General features: G+C 63.5%; 22 protein-coding genes. 11 read left to right on the top strand and 11 right to left on the bottom strand.

Annotation, left to right across the window (positions count from 1 at the left end; all coding sequences use genetic code 11):
• Position 1 precedes the first annotated feature (1 nt).
• Genes R1T40_RS17420 through R1T40_RS17410 form a run of 3 tightly spaced genes read left to right on the top strand, consistent with a single transcriptional unit; the run spans position 2 to position 2,468 of the window.
• On the top strand, positions 2-622 hold the full coding sequence (locus R1T40_RS17420) for an HAD family hydrolase (protein WP_317385023.1): 621 nt from the start codon (positions 2-4) through the stop codon (positions 620-622).
• Positions 619-1,536: an ornithine cyclodeaminase family protein gene (locus R1T40_RS17415; RefSeq protein ID WP_317385022.1), complete on the top strand. Its 918-nt coding sequence runs from the start codon at positions 619-621 to the stop codon at positions 1,534-1,536. Before R1T40_RS17420 ends, R1T40_RS17415 begins: the two co-directional genes overlap by 4 nt.
• On the top strand, positions 1,533-2,468 hold the full coding sequence (locus tag R1T40_RS17410) for an alpha/beta fold hydrolase (protein ID WP_317385021.1): 936 nt from the start codon (positions 1,533-1,535) through the stop codon (positions 2,466-2,468). Before R1T40_RS17415 ends, R1T40_RS17410 begins: the two co-directional genes overlap by 4 nt.
• Before the next feature lie 39 nt (positions 2,469-2,507).
• Here R1T40_RS17410 and R1T40_RS17405 read toward each other — a convergent pair whose 3' ends face one another.
• Positions 2,508-3,749: an MFS transporter gene (locus R1T40_RS17405; RefSeq protein ID WP_106164345.1), complete on the bottom strand. Its 1,242-nt coding sequence runs from the start codon at positions 3,747-3,749 to the stop codon at positions 2,508-2,510.
• A 158-nt stretch (positions 3,750-3,907) separates the two neighbouring features.
• Between R1T40_RS17405 and zapE the strand changes: the two genes are divergently transcribed.
• Positions 3,908-4,978, top strand: a complete 1,071-nt coding sequence (zapE, locus tag R1T40_RS17400; RefSeq protein WP_317385020.1) for a cell division protein ZapE — start codon at positions 3,908-3,910, stop codon at positions 4,976-4,978.
• A 79-nt stretch (positions 4,979-5,057) separates the two neighbouring features.
• On the opposite strand, the gene R1T40_RS17395 is transcribed toward zapE, so the two are convergent.
• The 4 genes from R1T40_RS17395 to R1T40_RS17380 form a co-directional block, all read right to left on the bottom strand.
• Positions 5,058-6,329, bottom strand: a complete 1,272-nt coding sequence (locus R1T40_RS17395) for a bifunctional folylpolyglutamate synthase/dihydrofolate synthase (RefSeq protein ID WP_317385019.1) — start codon at positions 6,327-6,329, stop codon at positions 5,058-5,060.
• A gap of 161 nt (positions 6,330-6,490) precedes the next feature.
• Positions 6,491-7,447, bottom strand: a complete 957-nt coding sequence (gene accD / locus R1T40_RS17390; RefSeq protein ID WP_106164347.1) for an acetyl-CoA carboxylase, carboxyltransferase subunit beta — start codon at positions 7,445-7,447, stop codon at positions 6,491-6,493.
• A 62-nt stretch (positions 7,448-7,509) separates the two neighbouring features.
• The gene (locus tag R1T40_RS17385; protein WP_317385018.1) at positions 7,510-8,391 is read right to left on the bottom strand and encodes a CPBP family intramembrane glutamic endopeptidase; all 882 of its coding nucleotides are present in this window, start codon (positions 8,389-8,391) and stop codon (positions 7,510-7,512) included.
• 51 nt (positions 8,392-8,442) lie between these two features.
• A complete protein-coding gene (locus tag R1T40_RS17380; protein WP_317385017.1) occupies positions 8,443-11,556 on the bottom strand; it encodes an ABC transporter transmembrane domain-containing protein in 3,114 nt (1,037 codons plus the stop codon).
• Positions 11,557-12,009: 453 nt separating this feature from the next.
• Here R1T40_RS17380 and R1T40_RS17375 point away from each other — a divergent pair, with 453 nt between their 5' ends.
• The 3 genes from R1T40_RS17375 (at position 12,010) to R1T40_RS17365 (ending at position 13,991) form a co-directional block, all read left to right on the top strand.
• The gene (locus R1T40_RS17375) at positions 12,010-12,696 is read left to right on the top strand and encodes a hypothetical protein (protein ID WP_317385016.1); all 687 of its coding nucleotides are present in this window, start codon (positions 12,010-12,012) and stop codon (positions 12,694-12,696) included.
• 133 nt (positions 12,697-12,829) lie between these two features.
• Complete coding sequence (locus R1T40_RS17370) at positions 12,830-13,591, top strand: DUF6478 family protein (protein WP_317385015.1); 762 nt, start codon at positions 12,830-12,832, stop codon at positions 13,589-13,591.
• Between the two features lie 22 nt (positions 13,592-13,613).
• Complete coding sequence (locus R1T40_RS17365) at positions 13,614-13,991, top strand: hypothetical protein (protein ID WP_317385014.1); 378 nt, start codon at positions 13,614-13,616, stop codon at positions 13,989-13,991.
• A gap of 173 nt (positions 13,992-14,164) precedes the next feature.
• On the opposite strand, the gene R1T40_RS17360 is transcribed toward R1T40_RS17365, so the two are convergent.
• The 4 genes from R1T40_RS17360 to gpmI form a co-directional block, all read right to left on the bottom strand.
• Complete coding sequence (locus tag R1T40_RS17360; RefSeq protein ID WP_317386995.1) at positions 14,165-15,226, bottom strand: bifunctional transcriptional activator/DNA repair enzyme AdaA; 1,062 nt, start codon at positions 15,224-15,226, stop codon at positions 14,165-14,167.
• Positions 15,227-15,404: 178 nt separating this feature from the next.
• The gene (locus R1T40_RS17355; protein WP_106164352.1) at positions 15,405-16,742 is read right to left on the bottom strand and encodes a S41 family peptidase; all 1,338 of its coding nucleotides are present in this window, start codon (positions 16,740-16,742) and stop codon (positions 15,405-15,407) included.
• Positions 16,743-16,749: 7 nt separating this feature from the next.
• Positions 16,750-17,898 carry a murein hydrolase activator EnvC family protein gene (locus R1T40_RS17350; RefSeq protein ID WP_317386994.1) on the bottom strand — a complete coding sequence of 383 codons (1,149 nt, stop codon included), beginning with the start codon at positions 17,896-17,898 and terminating at the stop codon, positions 16,750-16,752.
• A complete protein-coding gene (gene gpmI / locus R1T40_RS17345) occupies positions 17,898-19,418 on the bottom strand; it encodes a 2,3-bisphosphoglycerate-independent phosphoglycerate mutase (protein WP_317385013.1) in 1,521 nt (506 codons plus the stop codon). The genes R1T40_RS17350 and gpmI overlap by 1 nt, the downstream gene beginning before the upstream one ends.
• Positions 19,419-19,746: 328 nt before the next feature.
• Here gpmI and R1T40_RS17340 point away from each other — a divergent pair, with 328 nt between their 5' ends.
• Positions 19,747-20,208, top strand: coding sequence for a DUF1203 domain-containing protein (locus R1T40_RS17340; protein WP_317385012.1), 462 nt, complete (start codon positions 19,747-19,749; stop codon positions 20,206-20,208).
• 19 nt (positions 20,209-20,227) lie between these two features.
• Here the strand turns inward: R1T40_RS17340 and R1T40_RS17335 are convergent, their stop codons facing one another.
• Both R1T40_RS17335 and R1T40_RS17330 read right to left on the bottom strand, forming a co-directional pair.
• Positions 20,228-20,695, bottom strand: coding sequence for a GNAT family N-acetyltransferase (locus R1T40_RS17335; RefSeq protein ID WP_317385011.1), 468 nt, complete (start codon positions 20,693-20,695; stop codon positions 20,228-20,230).
• Positions 20,695-21,624 (bottom strand): ABC transporter ATP-binding protein, encoded by a 930-nt coding sequence (locus tag R1T40_RS17330; RefSeq protein ID WP_317386993.1) that lies wholly within the window; start codon positions 21,622-21,624, stop codon positions 20,695-20,697. The genes R1T40_RS17335 and R1T40_RS17330 overlap by 1 nt, the downstream gene beginning before the upstream one ends.
• Positions 21,625-21,694: 70 nt before the next feature.
• Here R1T40_RS17330 and R1T40_RS17325 point away from each other — a divergent pair, with 70 nt between their 5' ends.
• The 3 genes from R1T40_RS17325 (at position 21,695) to polA (ending at position 25,442) form a co-directional block, all read left to right on the top strand.
• Positions 21,695-21,877 carry a zinc-finger domain-containing protein gene (locus R1T40_RS17325; protein WP_106164358.1) on the top strand — a complete coding sequence of 61 codons (183 nt, stop codon included), beginning with the start codon at positions 21,695-21,697 and terminating at the stop codon, positions 21,875-21,877.
• A 42-nt stretch (positions 21,878-21,919) separates the two neighbouring features.
• Positions 21,920-22,405, top strand: coding sequence for a flavodoxin family protein (locus R1T40_RS17320; RefSeq protein WP_317385010.1), 486 nt, complete (start codon positions 21,920-21,922; stop codon positions 22,403-22,405).
• A gap of 232 nt (positions 22,406-22,637) precedes the next feature.
• Complete coding sequence (gene polA, locus R1T40_RS17315; RefSeq protein WP_317385009.1) at positions 22,638-25,442, top strand: DNA polymerase I; 2,805 nt, start codon at positions 22,638-22,640, stop codon at positions 25,440-25,442.
• Positions 25,443-25,456: the final 14 nt, after the last annotated feature.

Raw genomic sequence — 25,456 nt, 5'->3', positions numbered from 1 at the left:
TATGTCCATCACCGCCGTCGTCTTTGATATCGGTCGCGTTCTACTCGAATGGGAGCCGGAGCGTTTTTACGACCGCCTCATTGGCGAGCCGCGCCGCACCGCCCTGTTCAAGGAGGTCGATCTGCATGGCGCCAACCTCGACGTCGACCGTGGCCACCCGTTCCGCGAGACGATCTATGGCCTTGCCGACAAACATCCCGACTGGGCCGAGGAAATCCGCCACTGGCACGACAGCTGGATCAAGATGGCCAGCCCGGAAATCCCCCATTCGGTGCGCTTGCTGCGGGCGCTGAAGGCCAAGGGCGTGCCGGTCTATGCGCTGACAAATTTCGGTGCGGAGACCTTCGTGATCGCGCAGACGCATTATCCGTTCCTGCGCGAATTCGATCAGGCCTTTGTCTCCGCCCATCTGCGCTGCATCAAGCCGGATGCGGAGATCTATGCGCAGCTGGAACAGGGCACCGGGCGCCGCCCCGATGAGCTGCTGTTCACCGACGACCGACCCGAAAATATCACCGCCGCCGCCGTGCGCGGCTGGAAAACCCATCTGTTCGACCAGCCCGAAACCTGGGCCGCGCGGTTGGTTGCAGAGGGGCTATTGACTGAAGAGGAAGCGCAATGAGCCTGACCAACATTGAATTCGACCAAGGAGAGGCCTTGCTGGACTGGGTCACGCTGAGTGATGCGCTTGCCGAGGGGCACAACCATCCCAAGGCAAAGGTCGACGACACGTTTCTCTACCGGGGCGACGATACGCTGCTGTCGCGGTCTGCCTGGATCGACGGGCTGGGCATCGCCGTCAAGACCGCGATGATCTTCCCCGGCAACCCGGATCGCAATCTGCCGGTGGTGAACGGCGGCGTGAGCCTGTTCAACGACACCAACGGCCTGCTGGAAGCGCTGGTGGATTTCCATCTGGTCACCAAGTGGAAAACCGCCGGAGACAGCCTGCTGGGCGCGCGTCGTCTGGCCAATCCGGACGCGAAAGAAATCTTGATTGTCGGCGCCGGCACGGTTGCGGGCACCCTGATCGAAGCCTTCTCGGCCGTCTGGCCCGACGCGCAGATCCGCGTGTGGAACCGCACCACCGCCAAGGCCGAGGCGCTGGCGGCGGACCACCCCGGCACCGCGGTCGCCACCGATCTGCCGCAGGCTGTGTCGGCCGCCGACATTATCCTGACCTGTACCATGTCTACCAAACCGGTGATCCGCGGCGAGTGGCTGCGGCCCGGCCAACACCTCAACATGATTGGCGCCTATCGACCCGACATGCGCGAGGCCGACGATGCGGCGCTGGCAAAGTCCCAGATCTATTGCGACAGTTTCGACACCACGCTGGACCATATCGGTGAGTTCAAAATCCCCCTGGCCACCGGAACGTTGCAGCGATCCGATGTGCTGGCGGATTTCTACAACATCGCGCAATTCCCGGCCTATGATCCGCAGGCGATCACCCTGTTCAAGAACGGCGGCGGTGCGCATCTCGACCTGATGGTCAGCCGTCATATTCTGGATCTCTGGACCCAAAGTGAATGATCTGGCTGCCGGTCATTGGCCTTCTGCTCCTGAGCCTGTTGTTCCTGCCCTCGGTACAGGAAACCCTGCGCAGCCCAATGACAGAGTCGATGCGCCGCTTTGCCCGTGGCAGCTTTGCTGAGCTGAGCGAGGGGATGACCCATTTCTACTGGATCGGACCAGAACGCGGTCCGGTTGCGGTCTGCGTGCATGGCATCACCACCCCGTCAGAAGGGCTGGTGCCACTGGCCGAGGAACTGGCAAAAACCGGATACCGTGTGCTGCTCTATGATCTCTACGGGCGCGGGCTGTCGGACCATGTGACAGGACCGCAGGACCGCGCCTTCTTTCACCAGCAACTGCAGGATCTGCTGGCGCATGAGGGCGTGGTGGAGGACTTCACCCTTATTGGTTATTCCGCCGGAGGATGCATCGCCACCTCCTTTGCCGCCGAGAACTTGCCACGGGTGCGCCAGCTGATCCTGATCGCCTCGGTCGGGCTGCATTCCCCGACGTCTCCGGTCGCGAGCTTCATGGAGCACCGCCCCGGCCTGCGCGACCTGTTCCTGCGCTGGACCTATCCGATGGCGGCGCGGCGCTACCTTCGCAGTCATCTGACAGACAGCGATACCCCGCCCGACGTCACCCGTGCGCAGGTGGCGCAGACCCGGCGGCGGGGCTTTTTTCCCTCCAACCTGGCGGCCATGCGCGGCATCCTGCGTGATGATTTTGGCCCCGAGCACCGGCTGTTTCATCTTCAGGGCCTGCCGGTCCTGGCAATCTGGGGCGGCGCGGATCGGATCATCCCCGGCCATGTGATCGGGCGGCTGGCGGAGATCAACCGTTCCGCCAAGCAGGACGTGGTTGAAGGCGCCGGACATGGCGTGGTCTACACCCACCCTCAGGAGGTGGCGCGGATCATCTCCGACAACATCCGTCACGGTCTGCACTAAGCTGCACGGGCTGCGCCATCCGCTTGCCCCGGCTGACGCTCAGACCGCCGGGGCCACCGGCAAGGGGCGTTCGCGCACCGGCAGATGCACGATGGCGCTGAAGGCGCCGACGCCCACACCGATCCACCACACCATGGTGTAATCGCCGTAGATGTCATACATCCGACCGCCCAACCACACGCCGAGGAAGCCGCCGATCTGGTGGCTGAGGAAGACGATACCATAGAGCGTGCCCATGTAGCGCAACCCATAGATATGCGCCACAAGGCCAGAGGTCAGTGGCACCGTCGCCAGCCACAATGATCCCATCGCAACCGAGAAGATAATCACCGACAACGGCGTGATCGGCAGCAGGATGAAGGCCCCCGCCACAATGGTGCGCGCAGTATAGATCCCCGCCAGCAGGTATTTCTTGGAATAATGCTTGCCCGCCCAGCCTGCCAGCAGCGTGCCGCCCACATTGGCCAAGCCGATGAGCGAGATCGACACCGCCCCCAGCGCCGAGGTGGTGGTGATCCCCAGCCCATGCAGCATACCGCCCGGCATGATCGGGCCGCACATCTCCGTCACAAAGGCCGGAAAATGCGCGGTGACAAAGGCCAGCTGATAGCCGCAAGAGAAAAATCCGAGGAAAATCAGCGTGTAAGACGGATCGCGAAAGGCCTTCTTCAGGATCGCGCCCATGCTCTCTTCCAGTTCCGCCTTGCCGGCAGAAACCGGCGCGCGCATCAGCGGCAGCGACAGGATCAGCGCCAACACCACGCCGGCAAAGACCAGGAACACCGATTGCCAGGACATCAGCCCCAGCAGATATTCCGCCGTCGGCGCGCCAAAGATCTGCCCCGCCGAGCCTGCCGCGGTGACGATCGCCAGCGACATAGAGCGGTTCTCGTCCGAGCTGGCACGGCCCACCACCGCAAGCACCACGCCAAAGCCGGTGCCCGCAACGCCAAAGCCCACCAGCCATTCGTAGCTCTGCATCTCAAACGGGGTGGTGGCGCCGGAGCTGAGCACCAGACCGGCGGCATAGATCACCGCGCCGATGATGATCGCCTTGCGGTCGCCGATCTTCTCGGCGATGGCGCCAAAGATCGGCTGACCGATGCCCCAGGCGAGGTTCTGGATGGCAATGGCGAGGGAGAATTCACTGCGCAACCAGCCGAAATCCTCGGCGATCGGGATCTGGAACACCCCAAAGGAGGCGCGCACGGCAAAGCTGACCATGATGATCAGGCAGCCCACCAAAAGGACGGGCGTGAACAGGGGGGCGGGGCGGTCCATGGCGGTCTCCGGTTCTTGTTGCGCGACAGTGTGGCGATCCGGCAGGGGCCGTCAATTCAGGAGTTTTGTGTGCATACATCAGAAAAATTGAACACTCAGGCGCGCTCGCCGTGCCCGTGCCGCTTTCCTTTGCAAAATCATCCCGCTATGGCTGGACCATGACACATATGACTGACCTCTATCAGGCCCGCGTCGACGCCGGGCAGATCCAGCCGGACCCAGCGCAAGAGGCGGTCCTGCCGGAGTTTGACCGCATCGCCGAAGGCCTGCGCGCCGAGCCGGTCAAGCGCGGCCTGTTCCGCAAGGCGGTCAGGGAAGAGGTCAAAGGGCTCTATCTCTGGGGCGGCGTCGGGCGTGGCAAGTCGATGCTGATGGATCTCTTTGTCGAGAGCCTCGACGATATTCCCAGCCGCCGGGTGCATTTTCATGCCTTCATGCAGGAAATCCACGCCAAGATGCACCTCGCCCGTGAGGCCGGCACCGAGGATGCGCTGGCGCCGGTGGTGGCAGATGTGGTGGCCTCGGTGCGCTTGTTGGCGTTTGATGAGATGCAGATCACCGATATCACCGATGCGATGATCGTCGGCCGCTTGTTCGAGGCGCTGTTCGAGGCTGGCGTCGTGGTGGTGACCACTTCCAACCGGGTGCCCGATGATCTTTACAAGAACGGGCTGAACCGGCAGCTGTTCCTGCCCTTCATCGACCTCATCAAGGAGAAGATGCAGGTGCACGAAATGGTCAGCCCGAAGGACTACCGCCAGGACCGTCTGACCGGCTCTCGGGTCTATTTCACGCCGCTGAACGCCGACACCCGCGCCGAGATGGAAGAGATCTGGCGCGATCTCACCGGCGGTGCGGCGGAGCCGTTGGTCCTGACTGTGAAGGGCCGCGAGGTCACCCTGCCCGCCTATCGCAACGGGGTGGCGCGGGCGACATTCTACGACCTCTGCGGCACCATGCTGGGCCCGGGCGACTACCTTGCCGTGGCCGATGCGGTAAAGGTTCTGGTGCTGGAGAACATCCCCAGCCTCGGGCGTAATAACTTCAACGAGGCCAAGCGGTTCGTGACCCTGATCGACGCCCTCTACGAGGCGCGCGTGCGGCTCATTTGCTCGGCAGCGGCAGAGCCGGAGTACCTCTATATGGAGGGCGACGGCGCCTTTGAATTTGAACGCACCGCCTCGCGCCTGCGGGAAATGCAGGACAAGGACTGGGGGCGCGGGGATTGAAGCCGGAGCTGGGGGCGCTGCCCCCGGCCCTTTGGGCCTCCCCCGAGGTATTTCCGAAAAGATGAAGGGGTGGCGGATCCTAGCCGTTTTCGCGCAGGATATTGCCCGCGAGATAGAGCGAGCCGCAGATCAGCACTCGGCAATCGGGATCACGGGCCAGGATCGCGTCCAGCGCCGCCGCAACGCTCTCGGCCTCCTGTGCCGCAAGCCCCACGGAGGCCGCCGCAGCCGCGGTGTCTGCCGCGCTGAGCGTCGCCGCTTCGCCGGGGATCGACACTGCGGTCAGACTGTCGGCCTGGGCTGCAAGGGGGCGCATATAGCCGGTCACATCCTTGGTGTTGAGCATGCCGCAGATCAGATGCGTCGGACGTTTGGGCAGCTTGGCCAGCACATCGGCGAGCGCAATCCCGGCGGCGGCGTTGTGACCGCCATCGAGCCATAGCTCTGCCGCGCCTGCGGCCTCGACCAGCGGACCGGTTTTGAGGCGTTGCATGCGGGCGGGCCATTCGGCGCCGGTCATCGCAGCCTCGCAGGCGGCCTCATTCGCGCCGAGGTGACGCAGCACTGCGAGCGCTGCCCCCGCGTTCTGCACTTGGTGCGCGCCCATCAATGCGGGAAGTGGCAGATCCAGCAGACCGCGTTCGTCCTGATAGACCAGACGGCCACGTTCCTCATGGACATGCCAGTGCTGACCATAGGCAATCACCGGCGCCCCCAGGCGCAGGGCGGTGTCTTCGATGACCTCCATCGCCTCGTCGGGTTGCGGGCCGACCACCACCGGCACGCCGCGCTTGATGATGCCCGCCTTCTCGCCTGCGATCTTGGCCAGCGTGTTGCCAAGGAATTGTTCATGGTCGATGGAAATCGGCGTAATCACCGAGACTTCGGGCGTGATGACATTGGTGGCGTCGAGCCGCCCGCCAAGGCCAACCTCCAGCAGGGTGTAATCCGCAGAGCTCCGCGAAAACGCCAGCAGCCCCGCCACGGTGGTGATCTCGAAATAGGTGATCGTCTCGTCGCCATTGGCGCTGTAGCACTCGTCCAGCACCTGCGTCAGGTGATCCTCGGAGATCAGATCGCCCGCCAAACGAATGCGTTCGTGAAAGCGCGCCAAATGCGGCGAGGTATAGGCGTGCACGGATTTGCCCCAGCCCTCAAGCCCGGCGCGGATCATCGCCTGGGTGGAGCCCTTGCCATTGGTGCCGGCGACATGGACCACCGGCGGCAGCTTGTCCTGCGGGTTGTCCAGGGCCGCCAGCAGGCGCCAGACCCGGTCGAGCGTCAGGTCGATGATCTTGGGATGCAGCGCCATCATGCGGGCGAGGATGGCGTCGGAGGTCTGGTCAGTCATCTGGCGTGATCCGGTCTGATCACGGAGCCAGGCGATGCCACATGCGATGAGGGCAGCGCCCGTCCCGTCGGGGTGGAAGCGAAGCGCCCGTCCCGGTTTAGGGCGGGACGGGCGCTGCCCGACCTTCGGTCAGGCAAGACTTACAATGAAGGGACGCAGGCTTATTTGTCTTCGCCCGATGCGTCCTCTGCGGGCGCTTTTTCGTCTTTTTCGACCGAAATCTGTTCCGGCTCCGGATCCGGCGCGGGCAGGTCCCCGTGCACTTGCGGCGGCAGGCCCATCAACATCCTGATGATGGTGACCAGCTCGCCGCGCATCGCGGTGCGCGGAGTCACGCGGTCCAGCATGCCGTGATCCAGCAGGTATTCCGCGCGCTGGAACCCGTCAGGCAGCTTTTCACGGATGGTCTGTTCAATCACGCGGGGACCGGCAAAGCAGATCAGCGCGTTGGGTTCGGAAATATGCACATCGCCCAGCATAGCGTAGGACGCGGTGACGCCACCGGTGGTCGGATGGGTCAGCACGACGATATAGGGCAGGCCCGCCTCTTTCAGCATCTCGATCGCAACGGTGGTGCGCGGCATCTGCATCAGGGACAGGATGCCCTCCTGCATGCGGGCGCCACCGGCGGCGGAGAACAGAACCAGCGGGCGGTGCAGCTTCACAGCCTCTTCGGCGGCGGCGATGATGGCGTTGCCGACATACATGCCCATGGAGCCCGCCATGAAGGAGAAATCCTGCGCCGCGGCCACGATCGGGGTTCGGCCAATCTCGCCAGTGGCGACCAGCATCGCTTCCTTCTCGCCAGTGGTCCGCTGTGCGGTGCGCAGCCGATCCGGATAGCGTTTCTGATCGCGGAACTTCAGCGGATCCACCACGGGTTCCGGCACCTTGACCTCTGCGAAGATGCCGCCATCAAACAGCGCGTCAAAGCGATCCCGCGGCGTGATGTGCATGTGGTGCCCGCAGTTGGTGCAGACGTTCTGATTGTCGCTCAACTCGCGGTGAAACAGCATGGTGCCGCAGTCGTCGCATTTCTTCCACAGGTTCTCGGGCACTTCGCGGCGCGAAAAGATCGAGTTGATCCTGGGACGGACGTAGTTGGTGATCCAGTTCATCAAATGGCCTCTGCCTGATTGGCGTTGCGTCCCCAGATAAGGTGACTTTCAGTCAATTGCAATCAGGCCCTGATCGCAACCCGTGCCGCAAGCCATGACACGAGGATCACCAGCAGATCCACCAGCAGCCAGGGGCGCAGGGCGGCAATGTCGTCCATGGCAAAGGGATGCAGGTAGAGCGCCAGCCCGTGAAGACTGGACGGAGAGGCAATTACCAGAAGCGACCAGACATTGTTGACGAAATGCACTGCGATCGCGGGGCCAAGGCTGCCGGACCGTGCCGTCAGATCCGCCATCAACACACCGTAAAGGGTCGAGCCCGCCACGATCAGCCAGGCATTTTCTCCCGCCTCGGCCGGCATGTAGTGTCCCATGCCGAACAGTGCCGAAGGCAAGACCATCCACACCAGCGGGCTTTTGAACCGGGCCGCGAGACCTTGCTGAAGATAACCGCGAAACAGGATTTCCTCTGCGCTGACCTGAATCAGCACCAGTGCGAGCGAGAGCGGAAGCCACATCAGCCAGCGCGCAAGGTCGAGATTTCGACCCAACGGCGCGCCCATGCTGTAGGGGGGCAGGATGACCAGCACGGCCACAAGCACCGCGAGGATGCGCAACACGCGCGTTCCCTGCCAGATGGCGCGGTGCTTCGGACCGATCACCGACCCGAGGCTGCGGTGATGCAGCCCCTGCACCACCAGCCCGACAGCGACAATCGCGTAGATGAAACTGCCGAGCAGCATCGCCATTCCGGCCGGATTGGTGCCGGTGATGAAATCGGCTTGGCCGGTCGCCGCAAGCAAAACGGGCAGCAGGAACACGTCCGACAACAGGCTGAGGGCAAACCAGACGACGATCACCAACACCACACCGAGGGCAAAGCGCCAGAGTTCCGATTTGGCGCGCGCCTCCTGCAACAGGGTCTCATGCGGGTGGTAGCTCATATCGGCGGGCCTTCTTCGGTCATCATGTATTGGGGCAGGCGATCATCAGCATCAATGATCTGGTGCCACCGGGGCTGTGGCTGTCCCGTCATCCGCCGAGGTCGCCAGTGCGGAGGGGGCCGCGGGCATGCGACCTGAGCGCGCCTCCTGCAGGGCCTCTGCCGCGCTGGACAAGTGGCCCGACACGGTCTTCAACAATTGCAGGGCCACCGAAATGTCGCTTTCGATCACGGTACGATATTCCTGTGACCCGATGCGCAGGAAAACACAATCTTCTGCGGCCAAAAGATCCAGTTGCCTGGGGTCACCGGTGATCACCGCCAGGTCGCCGATCAACCGCCCCGGACCGATCATGTCCAGATGGCTTCCATCCTCGGGAAAACGCAGCGATGCCTGGCCTGACAGGCAGAGATAGACCGCATCGCCCTCTTCGCCCGCGCGAAAGACTGCGGCCCCGGTTGGGACATTTACCCAGGATGCGGAGAAGGCCAGCAGCCGGCGATGCCGCGCGTCAAGCCGCGCAAACAGATCAATCTCGCTGATGACCGCAAGTTTGCGGTCGAAATCACCGCCGGTGTCATCCGTGTCGGTCCAGACCGGCGTTGCCGACCCCTCCTGCCCGTCAACGCGCCCGTCCTTCAGCTCCAGATAGAGATCATAGCGCGATGGGTTTTCAAAATGATCCTCAAAGTGGATCATGGTGGTCTTGGGCAACAGGGCCTGCAGTCGGGTCCGGGTTTTCAGTCGGCTGTCAGAGTCGTGGCTGGCCAGCACATGGTCCAAGATCAGGATGTCCGGGCGTTTGATCGCGGCGCGGGTAAAGGCGGCACGTTCACGGAACACAGGCTCCAGCAGCGCTCCGCCGAGGCCGGTTGGCAGGTCGTAGATCATCAATGCCAGCCGTGCTTTCAGGTCGTGGTCGGCCATTACATCCGCCACGGCATCCTCGACCGCCTGCGCCCGCGCCCCCGCATGCGCCGAGATACGGCCAAACAGAGCGTTTTCCAGCACCGTCAGCTTGCGGGCGTATTCTTCCGACCGCAGGCGCCGATAGACGCCGCTGCATTCGCTCAACAGCAGATCGCTGCGGTTCTCGCGTATGCGCAGGATGTGGGTCTTGTACGCGCGCGGCAGGCCGGGGCCGATCTGCTCTTCGGTAAGCAGGAATGGCAGGGTACACAACAGCGCGCGATCCTCGCGGTTGAGCTCCTGCGCCGCCAGATGGCGCTCCGCGGCCTTGGTAATGCGGGCATAAAGGTCCTCATCGAGGCCGAGGCGACGGAACAGCGGATGCGAAGTGTCGCCGCGACCGAAGGTGCGCTGCAAGGTGTCGAGAAGCGCCAGACTGATGTCGCGGGTCTGCGCCTCCAGCCCCTCGGCGCGCAACACGCGCTGAAAGGGGCCATCCGGGTTTGTGAACAGTTTGGCCGGAACCGGCTGCACCGGAAAGGCGAACATCATGTTCTCCGCCAGCGACAGCGCCGGATTGTAGTGATCTGGCAGGAAGCGATAGACCACATCGCGCAGGCCTTTTTCCTGCAGGCGCGCCTCGATCCGAGGGCGCAGCTCGGTGATCTGCGCTTCCAGCGCGCGGTGGCGGTCCTGCAGCCGGGCGTGCAGGGTGCGATGGAAGAGCTGCCCGTCAATGCCCATGGCCTCGACCAGCTGGAACCACCAGTCGCGCAGGCCATCCTCGGACCCCAATCCGGCCAGATCCGGGTTCACCCAATCGGCGTTCAGAGGGTCCGGGCTGTTGCCCGCGCGCAGGGATTCCGCTCGCTGCAGCAATTGCAGTTCGGGGCCGGTTGCGCGTGGACGGCTGCGCAGTGGCATCAACACGTTGTCGCCAAGCGAGCCGTCAAACAGGTAGGGCGCATTGAACGCATAGCCGATGCGGCTTGCGATCACCCCCTGGTGCAGCTCTGCCAGCGGACGGCCTGCCACGATAACCTCGCCACGGCTTGGCAGCACCTCACGGGTCAACACCTGCGCCAGCGCCTGACGTTCGGCGGTCGAGCTGCTTTGGATTGCGACCTGCGCCCCCGCCGGAATGGTCAGGCTGAGGCTATCGAGGATCGGCTTGCCCTCGGCGTCCTTCACGGTGACGTCGCGCAGCTCGATCTCTCCGCGCAGGTGCGGCACTTCCCGGGGCTCACCTTCAAACAGCTTTTCATCAATCATGCCGGGAGGGGCGAATTTCTCCGCCATGATCTGCCAGCGCAGCGACATGTCCTGCACCTGATTGTAATAGGTCAGCAGCTCCTTCCAGGGGGCCGACAGGTCCTTGTAAGCCGCCAGTGCCGCCACCAGTGCGCCCACGGTGATCTCACCCCGGATCGCCAGAACGCCGCCGACCGAATAGAAAAAGAACGGCGTCAGGTGGCCGATCAGGTTGTTGAGGAACTTCATGAAGAATTTCTTCATGTAGATGCGGCGGCGGATCTCGAACAGGCGGCCCAGACGGTTGGAGACCTGCGCCAGCCGGTAGCGCCAGCCGCCATTGCTCCGCAGATCGCTGAGCCCTGCCGCCGTCTCGCCGATCTCGGCCGATAGCGCGCGCACCTCGGCGATACGGTCCTTGTTGAGAAGGTTGATCTGGCGCTGCAGCATTGGAATCAGCCAGGCCTGCAGCGGGATCAGCGCCACCGAAGCCAGGCCGAACCAGACGCTCTGGACAAAGAGAAACGTCACGATGGTCAGCATCTGCCCGGCCTGGAACACCGGCTGCGCCACCGCATCCCCCATCAAGCCGCCCATCGGCTCGGACTCGGAGGTGATCATCGACACCATCTCGCCTTGGCTGGTGGTGTGGAAATGCCCCGATGGAAACCGCATCATGCGGGCAATCATCTGATAGCGCAGCCGCCGCAGCAGGCGTTCGGAGAGGATCCCCTTCAGCGTGTTGAGCCGCATCTTCATCATGCCGCTGGCCAGCACCGCCCCGAGAAAGGCAAAGCAGAGCACCAGAAGGTAGTCCTCGGACGTCAGCCGCCAGCCCCAAAGATCCACCCATTCGCTGGGCGAACCGATGGCGTCGTTGACAATACGTTTGGGCAGTTCCAGCGTGATATACAGGAACGGAAACGTGAGCAGGGTCAGAAGCAGAAGACCAAGCTGCTGGCGTCTCGAATGGCGCCAGATGAAGGAAAACAGGCTCGGCTCCACGCCGTGTCCTTTCTGTCCGTCGGACCGCCGTGAAGCCCATGGCGGGTTGAAAACAAGAGCGATACCGTCTGTCGCAGACAAACGCGCCCCGAAAATCTGTCAAAGAGCGCCTGATACGTCACCGCATCCCGCGAAGGCGCGTCAGGTAAGCGTGTTGTTGCCGCAATTCAAGTCACGCGTGTTCACTCTCCGTTAGCACTTGTTCCGATTCAAGGCTCCGTTTAAACAAACTGGGTATGAAAATAAGGGCGTGCCCCGGTGTCGGGGTCACGCAGAATCTGGGTGCAGGGGCAGACATTGACCGGATTACGGGCACGGACCACAGCCATTCATTGCGCCCTCGGTCGGCGCCGGACAAAGGTCTTCGCTGGCCTGTTAGATCGTGCAGGCGGGCGAGTGGATCTGCGCCGATGTCTGCTCTTGCTCGTGCTGCCGCTCGTGTTGGCGGGATGCATGGAAGGCAACCGTCTGGCCTTTGCCCCTCCGGGTCAGGATATTCCTCATTCCGGCAATGGGCGCGGGCGTGCACTGACGGCGGTCTTTGGCGATGGGCAACTGATCCTCGCCGCCCCGTCCGGTTTCTGTTTTGACGCCCAGATGGAACAGCACACCGGCAGCGGCGGCTTTGCACTGCTCGCCCGCTGCGAGCGGCTTGGCACGTTTGGGCGTTTCAGGACGGGCGATGGTGCAATGCTGACCGCCACCGTGGGCGCGGTGGCCGCAAACACACCGCCTCCCTCTGCCGATGCGCTACGGTCGGCGTTTGCCACCTCCCGCTCCACCGCGAGGGTTCTGGAAACCCGCAACGACGGAGGTGTTCCGCTGGTGAAGCTGCACCTGAACGGGCATTCCGCAGAGGGGGCCAGCGGCACCCATTGGCGCGGTGCGTTTGTGGTGCATGGGCATCTCGTTTCGATTGCGCTCTATGCGCCGGACGGCAGCGGCTATCTGGGTGAATCCGGCGCCCGCCTGATCCGCGAGTTTGTTCGCGCGACCCGCAATGCCACACATCTGGCGGAGACCTCTGCTCCGCCCGCCTCCACCGATGCTGCAGAGCGGGCCGCGGCAGGAGCGCACTCTGCCGTGCCCGCGACGGCGCTGGCCGCCCGCAGGTCCACGCCGCGCACTCCGGGCGCGTGACATCACAGCGCCACAGGAGAGAGAAACTCTGTGTCGCCGTGTTGTTCCCTTGTGCTAATCCGTTAATATGTAGACGAAATCCAGAGCAGCACGCTCTGGTAAAGCACGCGACAGCGCGATCTGCGGGGGAAGAATGGGCAGATTTCTTGAACAGGTGCTGAACGCCAGCACATTTCGCCGCTGGCAAGCCGCCGTGCGCAAAGCCCCGGATGCGGGTCTTGCCCGCCTGCGGCAACAACGCAATGAGGCCCGAAAGCTGCGCGCGCGCCTCGACCAGCTGATCCATATCGCCGATGGCCAGCTTGCGTTGCCGCGGATCGGATCGTCCTATTTCGCGCGTCCGCACGGTACCGACTGGTCTTGGCGCCCGGAGCTTTGGCGCGGCCCGTTGCCGCTTGCGGGCGTGTCCTCGGCGCCCAGCAAGACGCCGCTCGGCCACGAGGTGAAGCTGTTCCATGATTGCACCATTTCAGAACTGACCCTGCGCCAGCTGCGCAACACCCGCGAAGAAGATCTGGCCCCGTTTGGCCTGCGGATGGATGTGTTCAAATTCGATGGCTCGTTTCTGTCATTGGTCATCGATCTGCCCGCGGAGGCGACCATCGGCCTGACCCGCCAGCATCTGGTGCGCCTGGACTGCATTGTCGAGAGCGAACAGCCTGTCGAGATTTTTGCCCGCCTGAACATCAAGCACGGTCCCAATACCGAACAGCTGGTGCGGGAGCTTCCGCATGGCGAGACGGCGGTCTCGGTGGAATATGATCTGGCCTATTCGCGGTTGAACGAAAAGCGGATCGAGAAAGCCTGGGTGGATCTGATCTTTGAAGCGCCCGACATGAACCAAGTGGTGCTGCGCGACGTGACTTTTGCCCGGTTCCGCCGGGCCAACCTCTGATCCCAGTGCCAGGAGACCCCTCATGAGCGCCCTGACCCTTCGCAAAATCCGCTTCCGTTCCGGCCTCTGGGAAGGACAGATCGACAATGCGCCTACCTCCGGCGCCCGACCGCAGATTTCGGTTCGGTTTCTGGACCGGGAAGTTGAGGACGTGACGCTGACCGAAGGGGACGCCCCCGGAAGCTGGCGCCTGTCCGTCCCGATCCCAAGCGAGGCCGTGGGCGATGGGGTTCAAAGCTTCCTGATCTATGACACGGTCGCGGATGTGAAACTTGGTGATTTCGCCCTTGTCGCCGGTGAGCCCCTGGCCGATGATCTGCGCGCCGAGGTGGAGTTGCTGCGCGCCGAACTGGACATGCTGAAGCGCGCCTTTCGACGGCATTGCCGGGAGACCATCTGATACGCCCTCCGGTATGGGAGTGACACGGCACCACTGGGGAAATCTGTGGCGCAAGAGGTATTGCGCCCGCTTGCGCGTCCGCCGTGGGGCGCGCGCCGGGCCACCGGCCCGGCGCGCGCGAGTCCGACCGATCCGGTCGGAAACACCTCACCAGAAGCCCTATCAGGTCTTCCTTACGCCGAAGTGGCACTCAAATCCCGCTCGATCTCGATCAGGCGTTGTTTACGCCACAGACCTCCGCCATAGCCGGTGAGCGTGCCATCTGCCCCCAGCACCCTGTGGCAGGGAATCATCACAGCGATCTGGTTTGCACCATTGGCCCGGGCCACCGCGCGGCTGGAACCGGGGCGCCCCAGATCTTTGGCCAACTGACCGTAGCTGCGGGTCTCTCCAGCCGGAATGTCACGCAGGGCACGCCAGACCTCAGCCTCAAAGGCGGTGCCATGATAGGCCAACGGGGTGTCAAACCGTGCCGCCCGGCCCGCGTAATACTCTGTCAGCTCTGCCGCAGCCTGATCGATCACCTCAGGGCGACCAAAGCCCAGACCTCCGGGCTGGCGTTTCTGCAGTTTGGCCACTTCACGTGGCAGCGCCTTGCGATCAGCGAACTCCAGAAGGTGCAGCTTGTGCCGACAGGCGACGGCCACCATCGCACCGAGGGGCGTGTCGATCCAATCCGCCAACAATTGTGCATCCTTGCGAAAAGCTCCGGGGGCCACACCGACAAGCCGGGCAAAGGCGGCACGAAAGGCGCTGGGACTGTCAAAGCCCGCATCCATCTGCGCCGCGATCACCGGCTCACCGGCGCTGAGCGCGGTGAAGCCCTCGCGCAACCGGCGCTGACGGGCCATTTCCAGAAATGTCATGCCGAACTGTCGCTTGAAGGCGCGGCGCGCGGTGGACGCATCCACCCCCAGCGCCATGAGATCCTCCTCACGCCAGCGGTAACTGGGTCGGGCCTCCAATGCATCCAGCAGGCGGCGCACCATCGGGTCATTCCCTGCAGCAGCGCTAAGAGGATGACAGCGTTTGCAGGCCCGGAACCCGGCCTCGATACAGGCACCTGGCGTGGCAAAGAACTGGCAATTCTCAAACTTGGGTTTTCGCGCCGGGCAGGTCAGGCGACAAAAGATCCCGGTAGAAGAAACGCCCACATAGGCACGCCCGTCATAGGCCGCATCGCGGGCCAGCAGCGCAGCATAGAGGGTTTCGGAATCAGGCAGATCAAACATCATCATGCCCAAACCTTAGCGCGCACGCGCGGTCCACGCCGCCGAAATTCGGGCGTCTATATGGAAAACACCCCGAAATCGCCTGTGCTCTGTGGAACAACGATCAAAACAGTGTTGCGAGCAATGAAAAAGGCCGCCCGGTGAGGGCGACCTTTGATGAATATCCTGCGAACGGAAGAGGTTACTGTTTCGGCCCCAGTGCCGACAGCCCCTTGAGGATGTCGATGGCATAGGCCATCTGATAGTCTTCCTCGCGCAGCTCGGCTGCTTTCTCCGCTTTCTCGCGATCCGCCTCGATCTGACGCACCTCGTCTTCGGAAAGGCTGTCGTTGTTCAGGCGTCCGCGCAAGTCGGCCTCGGACCGGGGGCCAAAGGCGCTGCTGGCGGGCTCTTCCTCTTCTGCCTCGGGGCGATTGCGCGGTTGCGCAACAACGATGTCGGGGCTGACGCCCAGCGCCTGAATGGACCGACCGGACGGCGTGTAATAGCGCGCCGTGGTCAAACGCATGGCGCCATCGCCGCGCAAAGGCATCACGGTCTGGACCGAACCCTTACCGAAGGATTTGGTGCCCACCACGATGGCGCGGCGGTGATCCTGCAGCGCACCGGCGACGATTTCGGAGGCCGAGGCAGAGCCGCCGTTGATCAGCACCACGATCGGCTTGCCGTCGATCAGGTCGCCCGGAGTGGCGTTGAACCGCTCACCATCCGCCGCCTGACGGCCACGGGTGGAGACGATCTCGCCGCTTTCGAGGAAGCTGTCGGCCACGCTGATCGCCTGGGTCAGCAACCCGCCGGGGTTGTTGCGCAGGTCGAGCACGATGCCGTTGACGTTGTCCATCCCGCCCAGTTCCTCGATTTGCTCTTCGAGATTGGCCTCCAGGTTGGGGGTGGTCTGCTCGTTGAAGGTGGTAACCCGCACGACAACCGACGAACCTTCCGTACGTCCACGCACAGCGGTGAGCTTGATGGTGTCGCGGATGATCGAGACATCGAAGGGCTCGTCCTCGCCCTCGCGCACCACGGTGATGATGATCTCGGACCCGACCGGGCCGCGCATCAGCTCCACCGCTTCGTCGAGGCCGAGGCCCAGCAGGCTCTCACCATCGACATGAGTGATGAAATCACCGGCCTCGATTCCAGCCTCATAGGCGGGCGTGCCGTCCATTGGCGAGACGACCTTCACAAAGCCGTCGGCTTGCGTGACCTCGATGCCGAGACCACCAAATTCGCCCCGGGTCTGCACCCGCATCTTGTCAGCGTCATCGGGCGAGAGATAGCTGGAATGCGGATCAAGCGATTGCAACATGCCACCAATGGCCGCCTCGATCAGCTCTGTCTCGTCTACTTCCTCGACATATTGCGCGCGGATGCGTTCGAAGATGTCGCCAAACAGGTCCAGCTGTTCATAGACAGATGCCTCGTTGCTTTCCTGCGCCAGCAGCGGTGCTGCCACATAGGTCGTTGCCACAATGCCCGCGAGCGTCCCGCCCAGAGCCGCCATCGCAAATTTCTTCATCTCTTGCCTATCCACCTTGCCCGGTCCGGAACCATGTCTCAGGGTCCACGGGACTGTTTTCCATTCTAACCTCTATATAGAGCGTTTCTGATCGGCCAGTTCCACCCCCTTCACCGCTAAGTGACAAAATCGCGCTTGTCGCGGCCGCATCACCGCCCATCAAACCGACCGGCGTGCCCTCGGGGATCACCTGACCGGCGGCGCCAAAGACCTCTGCAAGGCCGGACAGGATGAACAACGTGTCCGGCTGCGGCTCCAGAATCACCACATTGCCGAGATCAAGCAACGGACCGAGGTAGCGGATCGTCGCGGCCGTCGGACTGACGACCAGAGACCGGGGGCGGCTGGCCACCAGAATGCCGGCCCGCGCCACGCCGGCGGCGTCCTTGTCGCCATACCCACGCAGCAGCAACCCCTCGACCGGCAGCGCAAGATCGCCGCGGCGGTCGGAAATATCAGAACCCGACGTTTGGACCCCATTGGCCTCGGCAATCAGTGCAAGCCCATCAGCAAAGCCGGTCAGCGTCTCGGTCGAGGAAATCAGGATTGCGGTCTGCACCGGATCCTCGGTGAACCGTTGCGGCAAGTCCTGACGGTCAGCGATCGCGGTCGAGAGCGCAGCCCGGGCCGCCTGGACGCCCTGCAGCCCGTCTTCGAGCTTCTGTGCCGCGTTCTGCTGCAACAGGCGCAGGTCACGCACTTCCTGCAGATCATTGCGCAACGCATCGGCACGCGCCTGCAGCCCCGGTGTGACCTCTGCCAGCATCATCGCCGAACGCGCCGCACCCAGCGGCCCGGAGGGATGCAGCATCAGAACCGGCGGCGTCGAGGTCTCGATGGTGGTGATGACGCCCAGCAGCTCGGCCACCTCCTCATCACGGGCCCGCAGCTGCGTGGTCAGCTGTGTTTCACGCCGGGCCACCCGGCGCAGGCCTTCGCGCATGGCTTGCAGCCCGTCCTCATAGGCCCGCACGGTTTCGGTCAGTGCCTTGACCCGGTCATTCGCGGTTTGTGCGGCATCCATGCGTTCGCCCGCCGCTTCCAGCGCTGCCGCAGCCGTGCTGGCAGCCTCGCCGGGGCTCTGGGTCGCCGCAGAGGCAGACACGCCAGCCAGCAGACACAGGCCCAGCGCAAAGGTCGTCGCGAGATTTCGCATCATGCGAGCAGGCTTTCCCCGGTCATTTCCTCGGGCTGTTCCAGCCCCATCAGCGCCAGCAGGGTCGGCGCCAGGTCCGCCAGCCGCCCATCGCGCAAGGCAACACCCTCTGGGCCATTTACCAAAGCAACAGGAACGAGGTTGGTTGTATGCGCCGTATGGGCGCCGCCAGTGTCCGGATCCACCATCAGCTCGCAATTGCCGTGGTCGGCGGTGACGATCATCGCGCCACCGGCGGCCTTCAGCGCCGTAACCACCGCGCCAAGCCCCTTGTCCACCGCCTCGCAGGCCTTGATGGCCGCGTCAAGATCACCGGTGTGACCGACCATGTCCGGGTTAGCGTAGTTGGTGACGATGAGATCATAGCCCGCCTCGATCGCCGCCACGAATTTCTCGGTCACCTCGGGGGCGGACATTTCCGGCTGCAGATCGTAGGTCGCCACCTTGGGCGATTTGGGCATCGCACGGTCCTCGCCCGCCTCGGGTGTTTCCTTGCCGCCGTTGAGGAAGAACGTCACATGCGGATATTTCTCGGTCTCGGCGAGGCGGAACTGGGTCTTGCCCTGCTTGGCTACCCATTCGCCGAGCGTGTTGACGATGGCCTTTTTCGGATATGCCGTGGTCATGTAGCCGTTGTGATCGGCAGAATACTCCACCATGCCCAAGAGCGCGGCAAGGTCGGGGCGCGGCCCGGTGTCGAAGTCGGTGAAATCGGGCTCTCCGATGGCGCGCAGGATCTCGCGGGCGCGATCAGCGCGGAAGTTGAGGCAAAAGACCCCGTCGCCATCCTGCATGCCGTCAAAATCTGCCACCACCGTGGCCTTGATGAACTCGTCCAACTCCTCACGTGCGTAGGCATCCTCGACCGCCGCTTTTGCGGTCTGCGCGGTGAACTGGCCTCTGCCGTGGACCATCGCCTCATAAGCCTGGCTCACCCGCTCCCAGCGGTTGTCGCGGTCCATGGCGAAATAGCGCCCGGTGACGCTGGCGATCCGTGCGCCCTCCGCCAGTCCGGCCTCAAGCTGCTCCAAATAGCCCAGCGCCGATTTGGGTGCCACATCACGCCCATCGGTCATGGCATGCAGCCAGACCGGCACACCCGCATCGCGGATCGCCTTCACCGCCGCGAGGATATGGGTGACATGGCCATGCACGCCGCCATCGGACACCAGCCCCATCAGATGCGCCGCCCCACCGGTGTCTTTCAACTTGGCAATGAAGGCCTGCAGCGCGTCATTGTCGAAGAAGGAGCCATCCTCGATCGCCAGGTCGATCTGGCCCAGATCCATCGCCACCACCCGGCCGGCGCCGATATTGGTGTGACCGACCTCGGAATTGCCCATCTGGCCGGAGGGTAGTCCGACGTCGGGACCATGGGTGATGAGGCGGGCAGCCGGGCCGTCCGCCATGATCGCATCCAGCGTCGGGGTCTCTGCCAGATAGGGCGCGTTGGCCGGTCCCGGCGCGGCGCTGCCCCAGCCATCCAGAATGCAAAGAACGACAGGTTTGGGTGCGGGCATGTTTCGTCTCCGGTCAGCGACAGTGGTTTGATCCGGGTTCTACAGCCTGTGACGCGGTTGGGAAACCGGCGAGTGCGATCTCGGCAGTTTTGTGACACCGGGCCCTGCGGTATTTGCACATCGCAAACGGCGCGCGATGCGCAGCGCGCCGCCAGGCGCGCTGCCGGGCCCAACGGGGGCGCCGGCATGTCCAATGCAGGTGACACGGGCGGGAGCCTCCCCCGGCATGGGAGGTTTGCCACTGCGGTGAAGGCGCAAGATCCGGGTCGCTGGACGGGCAGCGAGAGGACTATCCAAAGGGCAGCCAAACAAAACAGGACCACTGCCCATGCCCCATATCATCGCCATGTCGACCAACACCGTACGCGCCTATCAATCCGGCCAGCCCGATGCGCACGGCCAACTGCCAGAGCGCGTCACGTCCAACGGCGGCGGCAACCCCTGCCGCCATTGCCTGCGCTACATCCCGGAAGGTGCTGAGATGCTGATCCTCGCCCACCGCCCCTTTCCCGCAGCGCAGCCCTATGCGGAAACCGGGCCGATCTTCCTCTGTGCCGGCGCCTGCACCCGGCACGAGGGTGCGGCGATGCCCGAGGTCTTCACCCGCTCGCCCGACTATCTGATCAAGGGTTACTCGGACGACGACCGCATCGTCTATGGCACTGGCGTGGTGGTGGAAAAGGACCGGATGATGGCGCAGGCCGAGGAGATCCTCGCCGACCCGCATGTGCGCTACATCCACATACGCTCCGCCCGCAACAACTGCTATCAGGCCAGAATCGAACGCTGAGCAGCCCGACGTCGGGGCACTAGAACGTCTTGGTCATCGCGTAGTTGTGGATCATCACGCCGCAACGCTCAAAATCACGGCGCCCTGCCTCGGCAAACCCCTGCCGCAGGAAGAAGCGCCGCGCCGCCTCGCTGGCCTCCACATAAAGCGACGCAAGACCAAGGGCGCGGGCTTCTGCCTCAAGGCAGGCATAGAGGTCCGCGCCGATGCCCGTTCCGGCCACCTCGGGCGCGAGGTAGAAACAGTCGATGTGGCCGTCGGCCTCCAACTCGATAAAGCCCTGCGCCACGTCGCGCGCATCCGCCGCAACCCAAATCCGACGACCGTCCTGCCCGCGTTCCAGCACGCGGTCGAGCGGGGCCGGTTCCGGGCTCCAGGCCGCGCATTGTTCGGGGGTGTAGTCACGCGCGCCGACCTGATGCACGGCGGCATGGAAGATGCGCGCCCAGTCGGCGGCATCGCGGGGCTCAAACGGACGGATCAGCATCAGCGGGACTTCGTCAGCGCGAGGAAGACATCTTCGAGGTCGGCCTCTTCGGTCTTTACATCACGGATGGAAATTCCCGCTGTACGCACCGCCTCCAGCACCGCCTCGGCAGAGGTCTCATTGCTGTGATAGCGCAGCACAAGGGCACCGTCGCCGCGCAATTCGGCCTCAATGCCCGGGCCCTGCGGCAGCTCCGTCACCGGGGTTGCGGGCTGCACCACCATGGCGCGCGCATCCAGACGTCCCAGCAGGTTTGCGGTCGAATCCCGCGCCACCACTTCGCCCTGGTTGATGATGGCGATCTCGTCGCACATCTCCTGCGCTTCCTCGAGGTAGTGGGTGGTGAGGATGATAGTCATGCCCTGCGCGTTGAGCTGACGGACATTCTCCCACAGCATCTGGCGCAACTCGATATCCACACCGGCGGTGGGCTCATCCAGCACCAGAATATTGGGGCGATGCACCAGCGCCTTGCCCAGCAGCAGCCGGCGCCGCATGCCGCCCGAGAGAGTCCGCGCATAGGCCTCGGCCTTGTCCTCCAGCCCGATCAGCTTCAGGATGCCGTCGCTGTCGCGCTCTGCCTTTGGCACGCCATAAAGCCCCGCCTGCACCTCCAGCGCGCCGCGCGGGGTGAAGAAGGGATCGAGGTTCAGCTCCTGCGGCATCACCCCGATCGAGGCCCGGCTCTGACGGGGGTTCTGATCCTGATCGAAGCCCCAGATCGTCACCTTGCCGGAGGTCTTAAGCACCAGCCCGGCGAGGATGTTGATCAGCGTCGACTTGCCCGCACCGTTTGGCCCCAAGAGACCAAAAACCGATCCGCGTGGCACGGTGAGGTCGATGCCCTTCAGCGCGTGCTTTTCAGGCTGGCCCTTCTGGCCTTTGTAGGTTTTGCGCAAAGCTTCAATTCGGATTGCCTCATCAGTCATCGCGACCCTTGCCCCCGGTATTTTCATGGCTCATAAAGCTCCTAACCCATTAGCCAGAGGACCGCCAGCGATGACCATTGAAGCGCCGGAAACCAAAATCGTGGACAGCATGCGAGTGGCCTGCGACGGCAGCGAAGGCGCATTGGGACATCCACGAGTCTATCTGCAGATCCCCGAGGACACCGGATTTGTGGAATGCCCCTATTGCGACTGCAGGTTCATCCACAAGGATTTCGAGGGCAAGATCGCCTGATCCGGCTTTCGCGCCTGGACATGAGCCGTTAGGCTTTGATGCATGGCAGAGCTGTTGATTGTCTATCACTCCCGCACCGGCGGCAGTCACCAGATGGCCGAAGCCGCCCGCGCGGGCGCTGCGGAAGAGATCACCACCCATCTGCTGACCGCCGATGAGACCACGCCGGAGGATCTTCTGGCTGCAGACGGCTATCTGTTCTGCGGCCCCGAGAACCTCGCCGCGCTATCCGGCGCGATGAAGGAATTCTTCGACCGCTGTTATTATCCCGTTCTGAGTCGCCTCAACGGGCGCCCCTATGCGCAAATGATCTGCGCCGGATCGGATGGCGAGAATGCCGCCCGGCAATTGGCACGGATCGCGCAGGGCTGGCGACTGAAGGCGGTGCAGGACCCGTTGATTGTCTGCACCCATGCGCAGACGCCCGAGGACATTCTGGCCGACAAGGTGATCCCCGAGGCTGACTTGCAGCTGTGCCGGGAACTGGGTCAGGCCATAGGCGCGGGGCTGGTGATGGGGATGTTTTGAAGCACTGAGGACAGCCCCCGAGCCTGGGTGGGGGTGAAGCCCCCTCCCGGGGGAGGGTCGGGGGCTGTCCGACCTATCGGCCGGACGGTGACGCCTCCCCAAGGTCAGGCACTGTCCTCTGCAACCTGCCGATCAGCCCTCCAATCCCAAACTCCAATTGCCCTTGGCCCCCGGATCATTGATAACCCAGAAACAGAACACGAACGATTTCCCGAGAAGGAGCGCGACGGTCATGAGCGGAACGCAATTCGGCAAAGGCTGCCATCTTCACCTGATCGATGGCTCCGCCTTCATCTTTCGCGCCTACCACGCGCTGCCGCCGCTGACGCGCAAATCCGACGGGCTGCCGATCGGCGCGGTTGCGGGCTTTTGCAACATGCTGCAGCGCTATGTGGAGGGCAACACCGGCCCGGACGCGCCGACCCATGTGGCGGTGATCTTCGACCATTCCGGCAAGAGCTTTCGCAACGATCTTTACGACCAATACAAGGCCAACCGCCCGCCCGCGCCCGAGGACCTGGTGCCTCAGTTCCCGCTCACGCGCGAGGCCACCCGCGCCTTCAACATCGCCTGCAAAGAGACCGAAGGCTTCGAGGCCGACGACATCATCGCCACGCTGGCCTGTCAGGCGCGCGACGCCGGTGGACGGGTGACCATCATTTCCTCGGACAAGGATCTGATGCAGCTGGTGGGCGACGGCGTCGAGATGCTGGATGCGATGAAGAACAAGCGCATCGACAGCGACGGCGTGCGCGAGAAATTCGGCGTCGGCCCCGACCGGGTGGTGGACGTGCAGGCATTGGCGGGCGACTCGGTCGACAACGTGCCCGGCGCCCCCGGCATCGGCATCAAGACCGCCGCGCTGCTGATCAACGAATTCGGCTCTCTTGAGGAGCTGCTGGACCGTGCCGAGGAGATCAAGCAGCCCAAGCGCCGCCAGACCCTGATCGAGAAACGCGAACAGATCGAGATGTCGAAAACGCTGGTGCAGCTCGATTGCGAGATGGCGCTGGACTTCACCCTCGACGAGCTGGAAGTGCGCGACCCCGACCCGGAGGTGCTGCTGGGCTTCCTGTCGGAGATGGAGTTCCGCACCCTGACCAAACGGCTGGCCGATCAGTTGGGTCAGGAGGCACCGACGATCCCCGAAACCGCCGCCCCGGCCGCGCAGGCGGATCTGCCCGAAGCCCCCGGTTTTGACGTCGCCGAATATACCACCGTGCGCGATGCCGAGACGCTGCAGCAGTGGATCGACCGCATTCGCGAGCATGGCTATGTCGCGGTGGATACCGAAACCACCGGCCTTGACGAGATGATCGCCGATCTGGTGGGGATTTGCCTCTGTGTCACCCCCGGACAGGCCTGCTATGTGCCGCTGACCCATAAGGCGGGCAATTCCGGCGATCTCTTTGGCTCTGACGATCTGGCCGAGGGGCAGATGCCGCTGGAGCAGGCGCTGGAGATGCTGAAGCCGGTGCTGGAGGATGACGCGATCCTCAAGATCGGCCAGAACATGAAGTATGACGCCAAGATCTTCGTGCGCAACGGCATCGACGTGGCGCCGATCGACGACACCATGCTGCTGTCCTATGCGCTGCACGGCGGCCTGCACGGGCATGGCATGGACACGCTGTCGGAACGCTATCTCGACCACCAGCCGATCCCGATCAAATCTCTGCTGGGCACGGGCAAATCCGCGATCACCTTCGACCGGGTGCCGATCGATGAAGCCACGCCCTATGCGGCCGAAGATGCCGACATTACCCTGCGCCTGTGGCAGCAGTTCAAGCCGCAACTACATCAGAAACAGGTGACCACGGTCTACGAGACGCTGGAACGTCCGCTGGTGCCGGTGCTGGCCCAGATGGAGCGTCATGGCATCAAGGTGGACCGCGACACGCTGAGCCGGATGTCGAACGCCTTTTCGCAGAAGATGGCGGCTTTGGAATCGGAAATCCACGAGCTGTCGGGCGAGAGCTTCAACGTCGGCTCACCAGCGCAGCTGGGGGAGATTCTGTTCGACAAGATGTCCCTACCGGGTGGTAAGCGCGGCAAGAACGGCAAGTATTCCACCGGCGCCGATATTCTTGAGGATCTGGCGACCGAGCATGAGCTGCCCGCCCGGGTGCTGGACTGGCGGCAGTTGTCCAAGCTGAAATCGACCTACACCGACGCGCTGCAGGAACATATCCACCCGGAGACCGGCCGGGTGCACACCTCCTACCTGCAGACCGGTGCCAACACCGGGCGCATGGCCTCCTCCGATCCGAACCTGCAGAACATCCCGGTGCGCAGCGAAGAGGGTCGGCGCATCCGCGAGGCCTTTGTCGCGGATGAAGGCAACGTGCTGTTGTCGCTTGACTATTCCCAGATCGAGCTGCGCATCCTCGCCCATGTGGCGGAAATCGACGCGCTGAAACAGGCCTTTGCCGACGGTCATGACATTCACGCCATGACCGCCTCGGAGATCTTCGACGTGCCGCTGGACGAGATGACCTCGGAAATCCGCCGCAAGGCGAAGGCGATCAACTTCGGGGTGATTTACGGAATTTCGGGCTTTGGCCTGGCGCGCAACCTGCGCATCCCGCGCGGCGAGGCGCAGGGCTTTATCGACCGCTACTTCGAACGCTTCCCCGGCATTCGTCATTATATGGACGACACGGTGAATTTCGCCAAGGAGCACGGCTATGTGCAGACGCTGTTTGGCCGCAAGATCCACACGCCGGAGATCGCCGCCAAGGGACCCCGGGCGAGCTTTGCCAAACGCGCAGCGATCAACGCCCCGATCCAGGGCACGGCGGCGGATGTGATCCGCCGCGCCATGGTTCGGATGCCGGAGGCGATCGCCCACCTACCGGCCCGCATGTTGTTGCAGGTGCACGATGAATTGATATTCGAGGTTCCAGAAGGTCACGTGGATGAGACCATTTCGGTCGCCCGCAAGATCATGGAAGGCGCTGCCGATCCGGCGGTGCATATGGACGTGAAACTGGTGGTGGACGCCGGTCGCGGCCAGAACTGGGCAGAGGCGCATTAAAGCGCCTCATGCCC

It is taken from the genome of Tritonibacter scottomollicae, from assembly GCF_032924845.1.
In the GTDB taxonomy this organism is placed as follows: Bacteria; Pseudomonadota; Alphaproteobacteria; order Rhodobacterales; family Rhodobacteraceae; genus Epibacterium; species Epibacterium scottomollicae.
This window is presented reverse-complemented; position numbering and strand designations above follow the sequence as displayed.

What these genes read in the sequence shown, in the direction of transcription:
- R1T40_RS17420 (WP_317385023.1), top strand. Translation starts at nt 2, where the DNA reads ATGTCCATCACCGCCGTCGTCTTTGATATCGGTCGCGTTCTACTCGAA.
- R1T40_RS17415 (WP_317385022.1), top strand. Translation starts at nt 619, where the DNA reads ATGAGCCTGACCAACATTGAATTCGACCAAGGAGAGGCCTTGCTGGAC.
- R1T40_RS17410 (WP_317385021.1), top strand. Translation starts at nt 1,533, where the DNA reads ATGATCTGGCTGCCGGTCATTGGCCTTCTGCTCCTGAGCCTGTTGTTC.
- R1T40_RS17405 (WP_106164345.1), bottom strand. Translation starts at nt 3,749, where the DNA reads ATGGACCGCCCCGCCCCCCTGTTCACGCCCGTCCTTTTGGTGGGCTGC.
- zapE (WP_317385020.1), top strand. Translation starts at nt 3,908, where the DNA reads ATGACACATATGACTGACCTCTATCAGGCCCGCGTCGACGCCGGGCAG.
- R1T40_RS17395 (WP_317385019.1), bottom strand. Translation starts at nt 6,329, where the DNA reads ATGACTGACCAGACCTCCGACGCCATCCTCGCCCGCATGATGGCGCTG.
- accD (WP_106164347.1), bottom strand. Translation starts at nt 7,447, where the DNA reads ATGAACTGGATCACCAACTACGTCCGTCCCAGGATCAACTCGATCTTT.
- R1T40_RS17385 (WP_317385018.1), bottom strand. Translation starts at nt 8,391, where the DNA reads ATGAGCTACCACCCGCATGAGACCCTGTTGCAGGAGGCGCGCGCCAAA.
- R1T40_RS17375 (WP_317385016.1), top strand. Translation starts at nt 12,010, where the DNA reads ATGGAAGGCAACCGTCTGGCCTTTGCCCCTCCGGGTCAGGATATTCCT.
- R1T40_RS17370 (WP_317385015.1), top strand. Translation starts at nt 12,830, where the DNA reads ATGGGCAGATTTCTTGAACAGGTGCTGAACGCCAGCACATTTCGCCGC.
- R1T40_RS17365 (WP_317385014.1), top strand. Translation starts at nt 13,614, where the DNA reads ATGAGCGCCCTGACCCTTCGCAAAATCCGCTTCCGTTCCGGCCTCTGG.
- R1T40_RS17360 (WP_317386995.1), bottom strand. Translation starts at nt 15,226, where the DNA reads ATGATGTTTGATCTGCCTGATTCCGAAACCCTCTATGCTGCGCTGCTG.
- R1T40_RS17355 (WP_106164352.1), bottom strand. Translation starts at nt 16,742, where the DNA reads ATGAAGAAATTTGCGATGGCGGCTCTGGGCGGGACGCTCGCGGGCATT.
- R1T40_RS17350 (WP_317386994.1), bottom strand. Translation starts at nt 17,898, where the DNA reads ATGCGAAATCTCGCGACGACCTTTGCGCTGGGCCTGTGTCTGCTGGCT.
- gpmI (WP_317385013.1), bottom strand. Translation starts at nt 19,418, where the DNA reads ATGCCCGCACCCAAACCTGTCGTTCTTTGCATTCTGGATGGCTGGGGC.
- R1T40_RS17340 (WP_317385012.1), top strand. Translation starts at nt 19,747, where the DNA reads ATGCCCCATATCATCGCCATGTCGACCAACACCGTACGCGCCTATCAA.
- R1T40_RS17335 (WP_317385011.1), bottom strand. Translation starts at nt 20,695, where the DNA reads ATGCTGATCCGTCCGTTTGAGCCCCGCGATGCCGCCGACTGGGCGCGC.
- R1T40_RS17330 (WP_317386993.1), bottom strand. Translation starts at nt 21,624, where the DNA reads ATGACTGATGAGGCAATCCGAATTGAAGCTTTGCGCAAAACCTACAAA.
- R1T40_RS17325 (WP_106164358.1), top strand. Translation starts at nt 21,695, where the DNA reads ATGACCATTGAAGCGCCGGAAACCAAAATCGTGGACAGCATGCGAGTG.
- R1T40_RS17320 (WP_317385010.1), top strand. Translation starts at nt 21,920, where the DNA reads ATGGCAGAGCTGTTGATTGTCTATCACTCCCGCACCGGCGGCAGTCAC.
- polA (WP_317385009.1), top strand. Translation starts at nt 22,638, where the DNA reads ATGAGCGGAACGCAATTCGGCAAAGGCTGCCATCTTCACCTGATCGAT.